The organism is Pseudomonas sp. TH06, from assembly GCF_016651305.1.
GTDB lineage: Bacteria > Pseudomonadota > Gammaproteobacteria > Pseudomonadales > Pseudomonadaceae > Aquipseudomonas.
This window is the reverse complement of sequence record NZ_JAEKEC010000001.1, coordinates 2,588,339-2,605,077: the sequence shown is the minus strand read 5'-3', so window position 1 is coordinate 2,605,077 and position 16,739 is coordinate 2,588,339. Positions and strand designations below refer to the sequence as shown.

Sequence of the window (16,739 nt, the reverse complement as noted above, 5' to 3'; positions counted from 1 at the left end):
AACTTCCTTTTCCGGAACGATCGTTTGGTTTTCTAGATAACTCTTCGCTATAGAAGCTAGCGCCTGCTGAGAAGTTCAGCCGATTTTTTAGTTATTTCACAGTTTTTTTACAAGCCGAAGTTTTGCACTTCGCCCGCGTCCTGCCCCAACAGCGGCAGGATGTTTTTGAAGTACTCAGGGTCGGCGCTGGTCCAGAATCTGACCGGCCGGTTCGGGCCGACAGCGAGCAAATCGCGCTCCGCCAAGAGCCGCTGAAGTTGCCGCGCGACAGCGGCACCGGTATCGATCAGGCTGATGTCCTCGGGGATCATCGACTTGAGCAGCGGCTTGAGGAAGGGATAGTGCGTGCAGCCAAGAATGATCGTGTCGCAACCGCTGGCCAGCAGCGGATCGACATAACCCTGCAGCAACTGGCGCAACTCGGCGCTGTGCAGATCGCCACTCTCAATCAACTCGACCAGACCGGGGCACGGCTGGGTGATCACGCGCACGTCGGTGGCAAAGCGATCAAGCAGCGCGGCGAACTTGGCGCTCTGCAACGTACCGGTGGTGGCGAGCACGCCGACCACACCACTGCGCGTCGCAGCTGCCGCAGGTTTGACCGCAGGCTCCATGCCGACAAGCGGCCAGTCGGGAAAATCACGACGTAGATCGGCGACACCGGCAACGGTCGCGGTATTGCACGCTATGACCAACGCCTTGGCGCCCCGCTCACGGAAAAAACCGGCCATCACGCTGCAACGCTGGCGAATGAACTCCGGGGTTTTCTCGCCGTAGGGAATGTGTCCGCAATCGGCGACATAAAGCAGCGACTCGTTGGGCAGCAAGCGCTGGATCTCCGCCAATACCGACAAACCGCCGACACCGGAATCGAACACGGCGATCGGCGCTTCACGCATGGCGCGATCCGCAAACGCTGCAACCCGGATCGCGCTTGACGCGCAACTCACGGAAGCGCGAGCCCAAGGCATCGATCAACAATAAGCGGCCGACCAGTGGCTCACCGAAGCCGACCAGCACTTTCAACGCCTCAAGCGCCTGCAGACTGCCGACCAGGCCAACCAGCGGCCCGACCACCCCCGCTTCGCTGCAGGTCAGTTCGGCTTCGCTGCCGTGCCCGTACAAGCAGTGATAGCACGGGCTCTCGGGACGACGCGGGTCAAACACCGAGAGTTGCCCTTCAAGGCGAATAGCCGCGCCGCTGACCAAGGGTTTACCAGCGGCCACGCACGCCGCGTTGACCGCTTCGCGCGTGGAAAAGTTATCGGAACAGTCGAGCACCAGATCGACCGCCGTCACGGCAGCGGCGAGGGAGTCCTCGTCCAGCGCCTGACGATAAGCGACCAGGTTGATCTCGGGATTGATCGCCCCCAGACGCTTGAGCGCCGAGTCGACCTTGCTCATGCCGACGCTGTCGGTGTCGTGGATGATCTGGCGTTGCAGGTTGGTCAGATCGACCGTGTCGAAATCCGCCAGATGCAGCTCACCCACTCCCGCCGCCGCCAGATACAGGGCAACCGGCGCACCGAGACCGCCGAGGCCGACAATCAACACCCGACTGTCCTTGAGCTTCAACTGACCATCGATGTCGATGTGTTGCAGCAGAATCTGCCGGCTGTAGCGCAGCAATTCCTGATCATTCAGCACGGCAGGCGCCCCAGGCTGATCCGTTGATGGCCGCCCAGATCGGTACGGCTGTGGACTTCTTCGAAACCGCGGGTCAGCAGCAGATCGCGCACGGCCTCGGCTTGATCATAGCCGTGTTCGAGCATCAGCCAGCCAGCGGCCTCCAGATGCTCCGGCGCCTGCGCGACGATCAGACGCAGATCGTCGAGTCCATCCTCACCGGCCACCAGTGCACTGGCGGGCTCGAAGCGCACATCACCTTCGACCAGATGCGGATCGGCGGCGGCAATGTATGGCGGGTTGCTGATGATCAGTTGAAAACGCTGGCCTTCGAGGGCACTGAACCAATGGCTGCTCAGCACTGTGGCGTTGTTCAAGTGCAGGCGTTGGCGATTGCGTTCAGCCAGGGCCACGGCTTCAAGTACGCGGTCCACGGCGGTGACTTTCCACGCCGGGCGCTCACTGGCCAGGGCCAGCGCAATCGCGCCGCTACCGGTGCCGAGGTCGAGCACTTTGGCCGGGGTCGCGGGCAGCAATTCCAGCGCGGCTTCCACCAGTAGCTCAGTGTCCGGTCGCGGGATCAGCGTGTGCGGGGCGACTTCCAGATCGAGTTTCCAGAAACCTTGCTGACCGAGAATGTAGGCCACCGGCTCGCCGCCACGACGGCGTTGCAGGTACTCGGCAAAGGTCAGCGCCGCTTCACTCGGCACGATGCGCTCGGGCCAGGTGTGCAGAAAGCTGCGCGACTTGCCCAACGCGGCGGCGAGGAGCAGTTCGGCATCCAGACGCGCAGTCGGTGAATCCGGCAGTTCGGCGGCGCGCAACAGGCTGGCAATGATGGTCATTTATTCACCTATCGCTGCGAGTTGGTCAGCCTGGTATTCGGCCAGCAACGGCTCGATTACCGCTTCAACGCCACCGGCGAGAATTTCATCAAGGGAGTACAGGGTCAGGTTGACACGGTGGTCAGTGACCCGGCCCTGGGCAAAGTTGTACGTCCGGATGCGCTCGGAACGGTCGCCGGAACCGACCAGCAATTTACGCTCGCTGGCAATCGCATTGGCTGCCGCGGCGGTTTGCTGATCGTTGAGTTTGGCCGACAGCCAGGCCATCGCACGGGCACGGTTCTTGTGCTGGGAACGTTCTTCCTGACACTCGACGACGGTGCCGGTCGGTATGTGTGTGATGCGGATCGCCGAGTCGGTGGTGTTGACGTGCTGACCACCGGCCCCAGAGGAGCGGAACGTGTCGACGCGCAAATCCGCCGGGTTGATCTCGATGGCTTCGCGCTCGTCCGGCTCGGGCAACACAGCCACGGTGCAGGCCGAAGTATGAATGCGGCCCTGGGATTCGGTGGCGGGTACGCGCTGTACGCGATGCGCGCCGGATTCGAATTTCAGCTTGCCGTAAACGTTATCGCCTTCGATGCGGGCGATGACTTCTTTATAGCCGCCGTGTTCGCCCTCGTTCTCCGAGAGAATCTCTACGCGCCAGCCGCGACGTTCGGCATAACGCGAGTACATGCGGAACAAGTCGCCGGAGAAGATCGCCGCCTCGTCGCCACCGGTGCCGGCGCGGATTTCGAGGAATACGTTGCGGCCGTCATTCGGATCCTTGGGCAGCAACATGCGTTGCAGGTCGGATTCCAGCGTGACCAGCAGTTCCTTGGCTTCACGAACTTCTTCCACGGCCATTTCGCGCATGTCCGGGTCGCTGTCCTTGAGCAGCGCCTGCGCGCCTTCAAGATCGCTTTGTACGCTGAGCAGCTTTTGATAGGCGTGGACGACCGGCTCGAGTTCGGCGTATTCCTTGGAATAGGCGCGGAATTTGGCCTGATCGGCAATGATTTCGCCGTCGCCGAGCAGCGCGGTCAGTTCCTCGAAACGATCCTGGAGGGTGTCCAGCTTATTGTGCAGTGACGCTTTCATTGCGGTTTTTTATCCGAAAAGCTATCCGGTGAGCCCTCGAGGGCAAAGAGTTCCTGGGCCATGGCCAGCGCATCGAGGCGGCCTTCGGCAGAAAGCTTTTTCAATTGCACGCTGGGTGCATGCAAGAGTTTATTGGTCAGGCCACGGGCCAGTTGCCCGAGCACGTCTTCGGCATTGCCGCCGTTGGCCAGCAGACGCAGGGCCTTTTGCAGTTCTTCGTCACGCAGGCGTTCGCTCTGTTGACGATAAGCCTTGAGCACGTCGACCGCCGCCAGTTCGCGCAGGCGCACCATGAAATCGTCGGCGCCGACCGAGACCATTTCTTCGGCCGCTTGCGCCGCGCCCTGTCGGCTCTTGAGGTTTTCGGCGACCACTTCGTGGAGATCGTCGACGCTATAGAGGTAAACGTCGTCCAACTCGCCGACTTCCGGTTCGATATCCCGGGGAACGGCAATATCAACCATGAAGATCGGTTTGTGCTTGCGCAACTTCAGTGCGCTCTCGACCGCGCCCTTGCCCAGAATCGGCAACTGACTGGCGGTCGAACTGATGACGATGTCGCTGCGCACCAGCTCTGCCGGGATGTCCGACAGCAACACCGCGTGGGCACCGAACTGTTCAGCCAGCAAACTGGCGCGCTCGAGCGTACGGTTGGCGACGACGATGCGCTTGACCCCCAGCTCATGCAGATGGCGGGCAACCAGGGTGATGGTCTCGCCAGCGCCGATCAGCAAGGCCTGGCTGCGTTGCAGATCGCTGAAAATCTGTTTGGCCAGGCTGACCGCCGCGAATGCCACGGACACCGGGTTTTCGCCGATGGCGGTGTCGGTGCGTACCTGCTTGGCGGCATTGAACGTCGCTTGAAACAGTCGCCCGAGCAACGGCCCGATGGTGCCGGCCTCGCGGGCCACGGCATAGGCCGATTTCATCTGGCCGAGAATCTGCGGTTCGCCCAGCACCAGCGAATCGAGCCCAGAGGCGACGCGCATCATGTGACGAACTGCCGCATCATCTTCGTGCACATAAGCACTCGCGCGCAGCTCATCGAGGCTTAAATGGTGATAGTCGGCCAGCCAGCGCAGCACGATATCCGCAGAAAGCTGATCCTGTTCTATATAAAGCTCACTGCGATTGCAGGTGGAGAGGATCGCAGCTTCGCGGCTGTCGGTGAGTCGGCAGAGCTGCTGCAGGGCCTCAACCAGCTGCTCAGGGGTAAAGGCCACGCGCTCGCGGACGTCTACTGAAGCAGTCTTGTGGTTAATACCAAGTGCAAGGAAGGCCATTCAAGGTCGCTGATGGTGACGTGAAGCCGGCAATTGTCCACCTTCGTCAGATTCAGAACAACTACCGCTGACTATTGTCCCAATCGTCAGCCCCTATAATGGGCACAATTGAGACTCGGTTATGTTTGGCCGAAGGCTTGTGTCATGATGATCCGACCGCAGGTTAGTCGTCCTCTTCCTATATGAATAGATCTTCCGCGTTGCTCCTTGCTTTTGTCTTCCTCAGCGGCTGCCAGGCCATGGCCCCCGTTTCGCAGGACGGTGCCTCACCGGTCGAAGACACCACGCCCGCGCCTGAAAAGCCCAAGGTTTACAGCTCGTTCAGCGAAGAAACCGTGTTCAGCCTGCTGAGCGCCGAACTCGCTGGCCAGCGCAATCGTTTCGACATTGCCCTGGATAACTACGTGACCCAGGCGATCAATACCCAGGATCCTGGCGTTTCCGAGCGCGCGTTCCGTATCGCCGAATACCTCGGCGCGGATCAGCCCGCTCTGGATACCGCACTGATCTGGGCAAAAAATGCCCCTGACGATCTCGAAGCGCAACGCGCCGCCGCCGTGCAACTGGCCCGCGCCGGGCGTTACGACGACTCGATGGTCTACATGGAGAAAGTCCTGCAGGGCAAGGGCGACACCCATTTCGATTTCCTCGCGCTGTCGGCCGCCGACACCGATCAGGAAACCCGCAACGGTCTGATGAAAAGTTTCGACCGTTTATTGCAACGCCACCCGAACAACAGCCAGCTGATTTTCGGCAAGGCCTTGTTGCTGCAGCAGGACGGCGACAACAAAGCGGCGCTGACCCTGCTCGAAGACAATCCACCGGAAGACGGCGAAATCGCCCCGATTCTGCTGCGTGCACGCCTGCTGCAAACCATGAACCGTGGTGACGAAGCACTGCCGCTGCTGCAAAAAAGCATCAAGAAGTACCCGGACGACAAACGCCTGCGCCTGACTTATGCGCGCACGCTGGTCGAACAGGAACGGATGGACGACGCCAAGGCCGAGTTCTCCAGCCTCGTTCAGCAATACCCGGAAGACGACGAACTGCGCTACTCGCTGGCGCTGGTCTGCCTGGAAGCTAAAGCGTGGGACGAGGCCAAAGGCTATCTGGAAGACCTGATCGCCCGTGAAAGCCACGTTGATTCGGCGCACCTCAACCTCGGGCGCATTGCCGAAGAGCGCAACGACCCGCAAGGCGCATTGATCGAATACGCCCAGGTCGGTCCAGGCAATGATTATCTGCCCGCGCAATTGCGTCAGGCCGACATTCTGATGAACAACGGCAAAACCGCCGAAGCACAAAGCAAACTGGCGGCCGAGCGCGACGCACAACCTGATTACGCGATCCAGCTGTACCTGATCGAATCGGAAACCCTGTCGGCCAACAAACAGGACGACAAGGCCTGGAAAACCTTGCAGCAAGCCTTGCTGCAATACCCGGACGATCTGAATCTGCTCTACACCCGTGCCATGCTCGCGGAAAAACGCAATGACCTGGCGCAGATGGAAAAAGACCTGCGCCTGATCATCAAGCGTGATCCCGACAACGCCATGGCGCTGAACGCTTTGGGTTACACCCTGTCTGACCGTACGACTCGCTACGCGGAAGCCAAGGCACTGATCGAACAGGCACACCAGATCAATCCGGAAGACCCGGCAGTACTCGACAGCCTCGGCTGGGTGAACTTCCGCCTGGGCAATCTGGACGACGCCGAGAAGTATCTGCGTCAGGCGCTGGAGCGTTTCCCTGACCACGAAGTCGCCGCGCATCTGGGCGAAGTATTGTGGGTGAAGGGCAACCAGCGCGAAGCCAAACAAGTCTGGGGCAAATTCCTCAAGGATCAGCCCGACAGCACCATTCTGCGCAGCACCATCAAGCGCCTGACCGGATCCGAGACTCTTTAACCCATGTTTTTGCGCCACGTTATTGTTTTCAGCTTCATCGCCTTGCTCGCCGGTTGCGCGGGTTTTGGTGCTCGCGAATCGGTCGAGGGCCACGGCAGTCCGGCTCAATGGGCCGCGAACAAACAACAACTGACCGGCCTCGACGGTTGGCAGATCGACGGCAAGATCGGCATCCGCGCACCGAAAGATTCCGGTAGCGGCACGCTGTTCTGGCTGCAGCGTCAGGATTATTACGACATTCGCCTGTCCGGCCCGCTGGGTCGTGGCGCGGCGCGCCTGACCGGACGTCCGGGCAAGGTGTCGCTGGAAGTTGCCAACCAGGGTCGCTACGAATCGCAATCGCCGGAAGCCCTGCTTGAAGAGCAACTGGGCTGGAAACTGCCGGTGTCGAATCTGGCCTGGTGGGTCCGTGGCCTGCCCGCGCCGGACAGCAAAAGTCGGCTGAACCTGGACGCCGACAGCCGTCTGGCCAACCTGGAACAGGATGGCTGGACAGTCGAATACACCGCTTACACCGAACAAAATGGTTACTGGCTGCCAGAGCGGATCAAGCTGCACGGCACCGACCTTGACGTGACGCTGGTGATCAAGACCTGGCAACCGCGCAAGTTGGGGCAATAACGCATGACCGCTGCACGCCTGACCCTGCCCTCGCCGGCCAAACTCAATCTGATGCTGCACATTCTGGGTCGCCGTGAAGACGGTTATCACGAGTTGCAGACACTCTTTCAGTTTGTCGATTACGGCGATGAGATCACTTTTGCCGTGCGCGACGACGGCGTGATTCAGTTGCATACCGAATTCGCAGGTGTCCCCCACGACAGCAACCTGATCGTGCGCGCAGCAAAAATGCTCCAGGCACAATCCGCTTGTGCGCTCGGCATCGACATCTGGATCGACAAGGTTCTGCCCATGGGCGGCGGCATTGGCGGCGGCAGTTCGAATGCCGCGACCACTTTGCTCGGGCTCAATCATTTGTGGCAGCTGGGCTGGGATGAAGATCGCCTGGCCGCACTGGGCCTGACGCTTGGCGCTGACGTACCGGTTTTCGTCCGTGGTCACGCGGCATTTGCCGAGGGCGTGGGCGAAAAACTCACCCCCGTCGATCCCGAAGAACCCTGGTATCTGGTGCTCGTACCGCAAGTCTCTGTAAGTACGGCAGAAATTTTTTCCGATCCTTTGTTGACACGTAACACGCCGCCCATTAAAGTGCGCCCCGTTCCCGAGGGAAACAGTCGAAATGACTGCTTGCCGGTGGTTGCAAGGCGTTACCCAGAAGTACGTAACGCATTGGATTTGTTAGGTAAATTTACCGAAGCAAAACTCACCGGAACTGGAAGTTGTGTGTTTGGGGGCTTCCCAAGCAAAGCTGAAGCTGATAAAGTCTCGGCCCTTCTGACAGAGACCCTTACAGGGTTTGTAGCAAAAGGAAGCAACGTTTCGATGTTGCATCGCAAGCTGCAAAGTCTGCTCTAAAGGAACCAAGTGCTCGGCACTTGATGCAACAGATACAGGGGCGTCGCCAAGCGGTAAGGCAGCAGGTTTTGATCCTGCCATGCGTTGGTTCGAATCCAGCCGCCCCTGCCATTTTCTATACTCATCCAGGTTACCCTCAGCCTCTAGGTACTGCGCGTGTCCAAGATGATGGTCTTTACGGGGAACGCTAACCCCGATCTGGCTCGGCGTGTTGTACGTCAGCTGCATATCCCTCTCGGTGACATCTCTGTCGGCAAATTTTCCGACGGCGAAATTACTGCAGAGATCAATGAAAACGTTCGCGGTAAAGACGTTTTCATTATTCAGCCGACTTGCGCTCCGACCAACGATAACCTGATGGAACTGGTAGTGATGGCTGATGCCTTCCGCCGCTCCTCGGCTACTCGTATCACTGCTGTTATTCCTTATTTTGGTTATGCCCGACAGGATCGCCGTCCGCGTTCCGCACGTGTGGCCATCAGCGCGAAAGTCGTTGCTGACATGCTTACCGTAGTCGGCATCGACCGTGTTCTCACGGTTGATCTGCATGCTGACCAGATTCAGGGCTTCTTCGATATTCCGGTAGATAACATCTACGGCTCCCCGGTTCTGGTGGATGACATTGAAGATCAGCGCTTCGAAAACCTGATGATCGTGTCCCCGGACATTGGTGGCGTCGTGCGTGCACGTGCTGTTGCCAAATCCCTGGGCGTGGACCTCGGGATCATCGACAAACGCCGTGAGAAAGCCAATCACTCTGAAGTGATGCATATCATCGGTGATGTCGAAGGGCGTACCTGTATTCTGGTCGATGACATGGTCGATACCGCCGGCACTCTGTGCCACGCGGCCAAGGCCCTGAAAGAGCATGGCGCAGCCAAGGTCTTTGCCTACTGCACACACCCTGTGCTGTCGGGTCGGGCCATCGAGAATATCGAAAATTCCGTGCTGGACGAGCTGGTGGTGACTAACACCATCCCGCTGTCCGCTGCAGCACAAGCCTGTGCACGTATCCGTCAACTGGATATCGCACCGGTTGTTGCCGAAGCGGTTCGCCGCATCAGCAATGAAGAATCGATCAGCGCGATGTTCCGTTAAGGGCCCTGCCCTTCTCGAAATGTCTCGTTGACGAAAAGCGCCCCGCCCCGGCATTCCTGTCGGGGCGGGGCTTTTTTGCCCATACCGTGTTTGGCGCTGGTCGCAAACGTCACCCGGTCATGGCTATTTTGGAGATACAAAATGAACGATTTTACTCTGAATGCTGAACTGCGTTCCGACCTGGGGAAAGGTGCGAGCCGCCGCCTGCGTCGTCTCGCCGCTCTGGTTCCAGCTGTTGTTTACGGTGGCGAAAAAGCCCCTGAATCCATCAGCATGCTGGCCAAAGAAGTTGCCAAACTGCTCGAAAACGAAGCGGCTTACAGCCACATCATCGAGCTGAACGTTGGCGGCACCAAGCAAAACGTAATCATCAAAGCTCTGCAGCGCCACCCGGCCAAAGGCCACGTGCTGCACGCTGACTTCGTACGCGTTGTCGCTGGCCAGAAACTGACCGCTATCGTTCCTGTGCACTTCATCAACGAAGCTGCTCCAGTGAAGAAAGGCGGCGAGATTTCGCACGTTGTTGCTGAAATCGAAGTAACTTGCCTGCCGAAAGATCTGCCTGAGTTCATCGAAGTCGACCTGGCTAACGCTGAAATCGGTTCGATCATTCACCTGTCGGATCTGAAAGCTCCGAAAGGCGTTGAATTCGTTGCTCTGGCACACGGCGATGACAAGGCTGTTGCCAACGTTCACGCTCCACGTGTTGCTCCAGAAGCTACCGAAGAAGGCGCAGCAGAGTAATTCACTCTGTAACGCCTGAGTGAGCAAGTAACATCGCGGACTGGAACGTAGCGAGAAAGCGGGCGAGAACGCGGAGTTTACATTCATGGTAAATGAGCAAGTTTCGTCCACTTTCGCCGCCTTCCCTGATCGCGGCGATGTTACTCACCACTCAAAGGAAGGGCCCCTATCGTGACTGCCATCAAACTGATCGTTGGCCTGGGAAATCCAGGCGCCGAATACGACCAGACCCGGCATAACGCAGGGGCCCTTTTTGTTGAGCGCATCGCCCACGCACAGAATGTGAATCTTGTGGCCGATCGCAAATATTTCGGCCTGACCGGGCGCTACTCGCACCAAGGTCAGGATGTTCGTCTGCTGATTCCCACCACTTACATGAACCGCAGCGGCCAGGCCGTGGCGGCACTCGCCGGTTTCTTCCGCATCAAGCCTGAAGAAATCCTGGTGGCGCATGACGAACTCGACTTGCCTCCGGGCGTCGCCAAGCTCAAGCAGGGCGGCGGCCATGGCGGTCACAACGGGTTGCGCGACATCATTGCGCAACTGGGCAATCAGAATACTTTCTACCGTCTGCGGCTTGGCATCGGCCACCCGGGCGTCGCCAGTATGGTTTCAAATTTCGTCCTGGGTCGTGCGCCACGCGCCGAACAGGAAAAACTCGATGCCAGCATCGACTTTGCCCTCGGCGTGCTGCCGGATATCCTCGCCGGTGAATGGAACCGCGCGATGAAAAACCTGCACAGCCAGAAGGCCTGACTCTTATCCGAGGGGAAACACCATGGGATTCAATTGCGGCATCGTCGGCCTGCCTAACGTCGGCAAGTCCACCCTGTTCAACGCCCTGACCAAATCCGGTATCGCGGCCGAGAACTTCCCCTTCTGCACCATCGAGCCGAACAGCGGCATCGTGCCGATGCCGGATCCGCGTCTGGAAGCCTTGGCGGCCATCGTCAATCCGAAGCGCATCCTGCCGACCACCATGGAATTCGTCGACATCGCAGGCCTCGTTGCCGGCGCCTCGAAAGGTGAAGGCCTGGGCAACAAGTTCCTCGCCAACATCCGTGAGACCGACGCGATCGCTCACGTCGTGCGCTGCTTCGAAGACGAAAACGTGATCCACGTTTCCAACAGCGTCGACCCGAAACGCGACATCGAAATCATCGACCTGGAACTGATCTTCGCCGACCTCGACAGCTGCGAGAAGCAACTGCAGAAAGTTGCGCGCAACGCCAAGGGCGGTGACAAGGACGCTGTCGTTCAGAAAGCTCTGCTTGAGCAACTGATCGCGCACTTCACCGAAGCCAAGCCTGCACGCAGCCTGATGAAGAACATGAGCACTGACGAAAAAGCAGTGATCAAGGGCTTCCACCTGCTGACCACCAAACCGGTCATGTACATCGCCAACGTCGCTGAAGACGGTTTCGAGAACAACCCGCACCTGGACGTGGTTCGCGCCATCGCCGAAGAAGAAGGCGCCATGGTCGTTCCGGTCTGCAACAAGATCGAAGCGGAAATCGCCGAGCTCGATGACGGCGAAGAGAAAGACATGTTCCTCGAGGCCCTGGGCCTGGAAGAGCCTGGCCTGAACCGCGTGATCCGCGCCGGCTACGAAATGCTGCACTTGCAGACCTACTTCACCGCCGGTGTCGAAGAAGTCCGCGCCTGGACCGTCAAAGTCGGTGCCACCGCACCACAAGCTGCTGGCGTGATCCACACTGACTTCGAGAAAGGCTTCATCCGCGCCGAAGTCATCGCCTACAACGACTTCATCCAGTACAAGGGTGAAGCCGGCACCAAAGAAGCCGGTAAATGGCGTCTGGAAGGCAAGGATTACATCGTTAAAGACGGCGACGTGATGCACTTCCGTTTCAACGTGTAAAAGCAGCACCCAAGAAAAGCCGCGTTTGATACGCGGCTTTTTTTTGCCTGAAATTTGTGGCCCAACACATTCCCCTGTAGGAGTGAGCCTGCTCGCGATAGCGTTTTATCAGCTCCAGATGTGCTGACTGACACTCCGCCATCGCGAGCAGGCTCACTCCTACAGTTTAAATTGTGTTGCCTCAGGCCTTTTTGGTGCGCGGCAAAAAGATCGCCAACACCCCAAACAACGGCAGGAACGAACACAGGAAATACACATACTCAATCCCGTGCACATCCGCCAGATGCCCGAGCAACGCCGCGCCAATCCCGCCAAACCCAAACATCAAACCAAAGAAAACTCCGGCAATCATCCCGACATTGCCCGGCACCAGTTCCTGCGCATAAACCACAATCGCCGAGAACGCCGAAGCGAGGATGAAGCCGATCACCACGCTGAGGACACTGGTCCAGAACAGATCGACGTGGGGCATCAGCAAGGTGAACGGCGCCACGCCGAGGATCGAGAACCAGATCACCGCCTTACGCCCGATCTTGTCGCCAATCGGTCCGCCGAAAAATGTCCCCGCCGCCACCGCACCGAGAAACAGGAACAGGTGCAACTGCGAGCTGGCCACCGACAGGTCGAACTTCTCGATCAAGTAGAAGGTGAAATAGCTCGTGAGGCTGGCCATGTAGAAATACTTGGAGAACACCAGCAGCCCAAGCACCACCAGCGCACTCGTCACCCGGCCCTTCGACAGCCCATGAGTCGCCGCCTGGCCGGCCTTGAGCTTGAACAGGTTCAAGTGATGGGCGTACCAGCGACTGATGCGGTACAGCACGAACAGCGCAAACACTGCGAACAGACCAAACCACGCCACGTTGCCTTGACCGAACGGAATGATGATTGCCGCCGCCAGCAACGGGCCGAACGCGGAACCGGCGTTACCGCCGACCTGGAACGTCGACTGCGCCAGACCAAAGCGTCCACCGGAAGCCAGCCGCGCAATGCGCGATGCCTCGGGGTGAAAGGTCGAGGAACCGATACCGATCAGCGCCGCCGCCAGCAGAATCATCGGAAAGCTGCCGACCACCGACATCATCACGATGCCAATCAGCGTGCAAATCGAGCCTACCGGCAACAGCCACGGCTTCGGATGCCGGTCAGTGTGATAACCGACCCACGGCTGCAACAGTGACGCGGTGAGTTGAAAGGTCAATGTGATCAACCCGACCTGAGTAAAGCTCAGGTCATATTTGGCCTTGAGCATCGGATAGATCGACGGCAACACCGACTGAATCAAATCGTTGATCAAATGCGCCAGCGCCACAGCGCCGATGATACGCATCACCAGTGGGCTGCTTTGCGGAGCAGCGGGCGCCGAGGCAGCGGCGGTCTGAACGTTGCTGGTAGACATGGAAGTTTCCGGACAACAGATGGGTGCACACAGGCAGGTGCGCCAATGTGCCATTTTTCGGTGCGTCAGCGCCATCCCCTTAGCCAGCTAACTAACTGACCGAATGGAATGGCTGAATCATGTAGGAGCTGCCGCAGGCTGCGATCTTTTGATCTTGCCTCTAAAGAACAGATCAAAAGATCGCAGCCTTCGGCAGCTCCTACAGAGGGGGGATGGGGTTTAGGTGATAGCGCAACGCCATGGTCTGAATCTTGCCTTGTTACATCCCTTGAACGCGGCGCCCTTACAAAGGGCATCGACAATGGGAAGTTTCGCTACAGAGTCGGCCTACAGAGCGGGCGAGAGTGAACTTTCGAGGCCTTTTAGCAGGGCACGACATCAACGTCTTTCGACGGCGATGCACGCCGATGGTGCGTGGTGTCCAGAGGAGTCATGGGGCATGCAGGCTTTCCTTTCACCGGGGATCAAATTGCTCGGGCGGTTTGGTTTCGCACGTAAATTCCAGCTGTTGTTTCTGCTGTTTATCCTGCCATTGGCCGGCAGCCTGTTGATGATCGGCCAGGACTATCGCGACAAGCTCAATCTGATTTCCGGCGAACGTGCCGGCGTGCGTCAGCTGCTCAGCCTCGATGCGCTGGACAACCTGCTCGCTGCCCAGCGTGATCGCGCCGCCCGCTGGCGTGCCACCGAAACCAATCGCCAACCGACACCGGCCACCCTCGCCGCCATGGGCGCGTTCGACGCGGTGCAACCGGCGGTGCTGCAAGCCACCGCAGATTTGGGGACTGCGCTGAAAAACGAAGGTGCCGAAGGCGAAATCCTCAGCCGCTATCAGGCGCTGCAAACCTCACTCAACGGCCTGGACTCGAAAAGCCTCAGCAGCGTCGGTTGGTGGCCGGACGGTTACGACCGTTTCACCAACGCCCTCAGCGCGCTGCAAGCCTTGCGCGAGCAGATCGTCATGGACAATCGCCTGACCCTCGCACCGTGGCTGGAAACCTATCTGTTGACGCAGATTTCCACCCAGCACGCGCCAGACCTTATCGAACGGGTCGGACGCCTCGCTGCGGTCGGCCAGGCCTCGGTGGTCTCCGGCCAATTCACCCTGCAGAGCCGTTTGCAGTTGCGCGACCTGCGCAGCCGTATCGGCGATGCCCGCGAGCAACTGGTCAAAACCGCCACGCTGCTCGAAGCTCGCCTGCCGAAAGACCAGCAGAGCTGGGCCAGCCAATACCACGACAGCCTCAACCGTCTGGATGCGGGCCTGAAAGTGCTGGATGACGGTGTGTTCGGCGGCAGCATCAATCTCAAACCGGAAGACTTCGAACGCAGCCTCGACGCATTGCTGACCGACCTAGCCGCCCTGCGCCAGCAATCGCTGGTGTCGCTGGATCAGCGGCTCGACGCCTACCACAGCTCGGCGATCCGTCAGTTCATCATCGTCGCGGCGATCTTCGGCTGCCTGCTGCTCGCCGCGTTGTACTTGTTCATCTGCCTGCAAGCGTCCATCCGCCGCAGCGCCAGCGGCATTACCGTGCTCGCCGAAGCATTGCGTGACGGCAATCTCAGCCTGCAAGTGCCGGTGGTGGGCCGCGATGAACTGGCAGCGATCAGCACCGCGCTCAACGTTGCCGTGGTGCAACTGCGCAGCAGCATGCTTGGCGTCGATCACGAGACCTCGCAACTGAGCAACGCCGTGCGCAGCCTCAACGAGCATTCCAGCGGCGCCCTCAACGAAGTCGAGGCGCAGCAGTTGCAGATCAGCCAGATCGCCGCAGCCGCCACGCAACTGGCCGCGACCTCGCAAGGCGTCGCGCAGAGTTGCGAACAGGCTTCCGGCAGCGCTCAGCACACCCGGCGCATCGCCGCCGACAGCAGCCGCGACAGCCAGCGCACCACGGCGAGTATTCAACAACTCAATCAGCGCTTGAACGAGACCGCAGCGGCATTGGGCCGGGTCAGCGAGCAAGGCCAGCAGATTCAACTGGTGGTCGACACCATTCGCGGCGTCGCCGAGCAGACCAACCTGCTGGCGCTCAACGCGGCCATCGAAGCGGCACGCGCCGGTGAACAGGGTCGCGGATTCGCCGTGGTCGCCGATGAAGTGCGCAGCCTGTCGCAGCGCACACAGTCGTCAACCGCGCAGATCGCCGGTACGGTCGACAGCCTGCGCGCCACGGTCAACGAAGCCGTGAGTTTGATGGAAGCCGCCTGCGGCCAGGCGCAAACCGATGCCGAGTCGGTCACCGGTCTCGGTGAGCGTTTGGGCGAAATTGCCAGCGCTGTGCAGAGCGTCACCGATACCCTCGCGCAGATCGCCACGGCAGTTGAGGAACAGGCCAGCACCGCCGATGAAGTCAGCGGCAATATCCAACAAGTCGATCAGGCGGCTGTACGTTTGCTCGAAGGTGCACGCGCAGTGAATCTGGCGGCGGATACCCTTAGCCAGGGCAGCAAGGCGCTGAGCGACAACACTGCACGTTTCCGTCTCAGTTGATGACCGCTTCGGGGAAATCCGCTTCCAGCTCGGCTTTCAACCACTGAATAAACCACGCCACATCCGCCGAGAGTTCGGCGGACGGCGTCAGCACTCGATAACTCTCAAGCTTCACCTGAGCGTCGACTGCGCGCACCAGTTTGCCGCTGGCGAGTTCATGACGCACCAGCACCTCGTTGGCCAGCGCGATGCCCTGCCCGCTCTCAGCGACTGACAGCGCGTGGTCATTGTTGACGTAGAGCATGTCGGAATTGAGATGGATATCGAGCTCGTGAGCGGCGAACCACAGGTTCCACCACTCACCGTCATCGACGTGGATCAGTTCGTGTCCGACCAGATCGGCCGGGCCGTCAATCGGTGCGACGCTGGCCAGATACGTCGGCGTGCAGATCGGAAATACTCGCGGGCAGATCAGCGTTTCCCGTGAGTCGGCATATTGGCCGTCGAGGCCGTAGACGATTCCGAGATCCGCGCTTTTACCATCCACTTCGGTAAACGTGGAGTTCGGCTCGATGGCCAATTTCAATCCCGGCCGCAGATGCCGCAGTGCTTCGATCCTTGGCATCAACCAACGCTTGGCAAACCCCGGCACCACCATGATCCGCAGCCAACGCTCGGCGTCTTTCGGCCGGGCTTCCTTGCCAGCCTCGATGATCAACTGCAAAGCGGCGCTGATCTTGCGGTGGTACTTCTCCCCCGCCGGCGTCAGGTTGACCCCGCGCGAAGTGCGCTCGAACAATTGAATGCCCAACCAGTCCTCGAGCAATTTCACATGGCGGCCAATCGCTGGCTGGGTCACGTGCAGGGCTTTCGAGGCTTCAACATAGCTGCCCAAACGGGCGGCGGCATCAAAGGCACGCACCGCGTTGAGTGGCGGCAAACGGTGGTCGGGCATGATTCCT

General features: G+C 59.5%; 15 protein-coding genes and 1 tRNA gene. 9 read left to right on the top strand and 7 right to left on the bottom strand.

Annotated features, from left to right (window positions below):
• Positions 1 to 107: 107 nt before the first annotated feature.
• Genes murI through hemA form a run of 5 tightly spaced genes read right to left on the bottom strand, consistent with a single transcriptional unit; the run spans position 108 to position 4,837 of the window.
• On the bottom strand, positions 108 to 899 hold the full coding sequence (gene murI, locus JFT86_RS11760; protein ID WP_201236825.1) for a glutamate racemase: 792 nt from the start codon (positions 897 to 899) through the stop codon (positions 108 to 110).
• On the bottom strand, positions 892 to 1,647 hold the full coding sequence (locus tag JFT86_RS11755) for a molybdopterin-synthase adenylyltransferase MoeB (RefSeq protein ID WP_201236824.1): 756 nt from the start codon (positions 1,645 to 1,647) through the stop codon (positions 892 to 894). Before JFT86_RS11755 ends, murI begins: the two co-directional genes overlap by 8 nt.
• Positions 1,641 to 2,471 (bottom strand): peptide chain release factor N(5)-glutamine methyltransferase, encoded by an 831-nt coding sequence (prmC, locus tag JFT86_RS11750; protein WP_038360922.1) that lies wholly within the window; start codon positions 2,469 to 2,471, stop codon positions 1,641 to 1,643. The genes JFT86_RS11755 and prmC overlap by 7 nt, the downstream gene beginning before the upstream one ends.
• Complete coding sequence (gene prfA, locus JFT86_RS11745; RefSeq protein ID WP_201236823.1) at positions 2,472 to 3,554, bottom strand: peptide chain release factor 1; 1,083 nt, start codon at positions 3,552 to 3,554, stop codon at positions 2,472 to 2,474.
• Complete coding sequence (gene hemA / locus JFT86_RS11740) at positions 3,551 to 4,837, bottom strand: glutamyl-tRNA reductase (protein WP_007951716.1); 1,287 nt, start codon at positions 4,835 to 4,837, stop codon at positions 3,551 to 3,553. The genes prfA and hemA overlap by 4 nt, the downstream gene beginning before the upstream one ends.
• A 182-nt stretch (positions 4,838 to 5,019) precedes the next feature.
• On the opposite strand from hemA, the gene JFT86_RS11735 reads away from it, so the two are divergent.
• The 8 genes from JFT86_RS11735 (at position 5,020) to ychF (ending at position 11,941) form a co-directional block, all read left to right on the top strand.
• Positions 5,020 to 6,744: a tetratricopeptide repeat protein gene (locus JFT86_RS11735; protein WP_201236822.1), complete on the top strand. Its 1,725-nt coding sequence runs from the start codon at positions 5,020 to 5,022 to the stop codon at positions 6,742 to 6,744.
• 3 nt (positions 6,745 to 6,747) lie between these two features.
• Positions 6,748 to 7,365, top strand: a complete 618-nt coding sequence (lolB, locus tag JFT86_RS11730) for a lipoprotein insertase outer membrane protein LolB (RefSeq protein ID WP_201236821.1) — start codon at positions 6,748 to 6,750, stop codon at positions 7,363 to 7,365.
• Positions 7,366 to 7,368: 3 nt separating this feature from the next.
• Positions 7,369 to 8,220 (top strand): 4-(cytidine 5'-diphospho)-2-C-methyl-D-erythritol kinase, encoded by an 852-nt coding sequence (ispE, locus tag JFT86_RS11725; protein ID WP_201236820.1) that lies wholly within the window; start codon positions 7,369 to 7,371, stop codon positions 8,218 to 8,220.
• A gap of 36 nt (positions 8,221 to 8,256) precedes the next feature.
• Positions 8,257 to 8,331 (top strand) — tRNA-Gln (locus tag JFT86_RS11720).
• Between the two features lie 45 nt (positions 8,332 to 8,376).
• The gene (locus JFT86_RS11715) at positions 8,377 to 9,318 is read left to right on the top strand and encodes a ribose-phosphate pyrophosphokinase (protein ID WP_003171603.1); all 942 of its coding nucleotides are present in this window, start codon (positions 8,377 to 8,379) and stop codon (positions 9,316 to 9,318) included.
• Between the two features lie 141 nt (positions 9,319 to 9,459).
• The gene (locus JFT86_RS11710; protein ID WP_201236819.1) at positions 9,460 to 10,062 is read left to right on the top strand and encodes a 50S ribosomal protein L25/general stress protein Ctc; all 603 of its coding nucleotides are present in this window, start codon (positions 9,460 to 9,462) and stop codon (positions 10,060 to 10,062) included.
• 171 nt (positions 10,063 to 10,233) lie between these two features.
• The gene (pth, locus tag JFT86_RS11705; protein ID WP_008079560.1) at positions 10,234 to 10,818 is read left to right on the top strand and encodes an aminoacyl-tRNA hydrolase; all 585 of its coding nucleotides are present in this window, start codon (positions 10,234 to 10,236) and stop codon (positions 10,816 to 10,818) included.
• Between the two features lie 22 nt (positions 10,819 to 10,840).
• On the top strand, positions 10,841 to 11,941 hold the full coding sequence (ychF, locus tag JFT86_RS11700) for a redox-regulated ATPase YchF (RefSeq protein WP_034156038.1): 1,101 nt from the start codon (positions 10,841 to 10,843) through the stop codon (positions 11,939 to 11,941).
• A gap of 181 nt (positions 11,942 to 12,122) precedes the next feature.
• On the opposite strand, the gene JFT86_RS11695 is transcribed toward ychF, so the two are convergent.
• Entirely contained in the window at positions 12,123 to 13,340 is a 1,218-nt protein-coding gene (locus tag JFT86_RS11695) for an MFS transporter (RefSeq protein WP_201236818.1), read from the bottom strand.
• 439 nt (positions 13,341 to 13,779) lie between these two features.
• Here JFT86_RS11695 and JFT86_RS11690 point away from each other — a divergent pair, with 439 nt between their 5' ends.
• Complete coding sequence (locus tag JFT86_RS11690) at positions 13,780 to 15,837, top strand: methyl-accepting chemotaxis protein (RefSeq protein ID WP_201236817.1); 2,058 nt, start codon at positions 13,780 to 13,782, stop codon at positions 15,835 to 15,837.
• Here JFT86_RS11690 and JFT86_RS11685 read toward each other — a convergent pair.
• Positions 15,830 to 16,732 carry a LysR substrate-binding domain-containing protein gene (locus JFT86_RS11685; RefSeq protein ID WP_201236816.1) on the bottom strand — a complete coding sequence of 301 codons (903 nt, stop codon included), beginning with the start codon at positions 16,730 to 16,732 and terminating at the stop codon, positions 15,830 to 15,832. The two genes, JFT86_RS11690 and JFT86_RS11685, sit on opposite strands and share 8 nt — an antisense overlap.
• Positions 16,733 to 16,739: the final 7 nt, after the last annotated feature.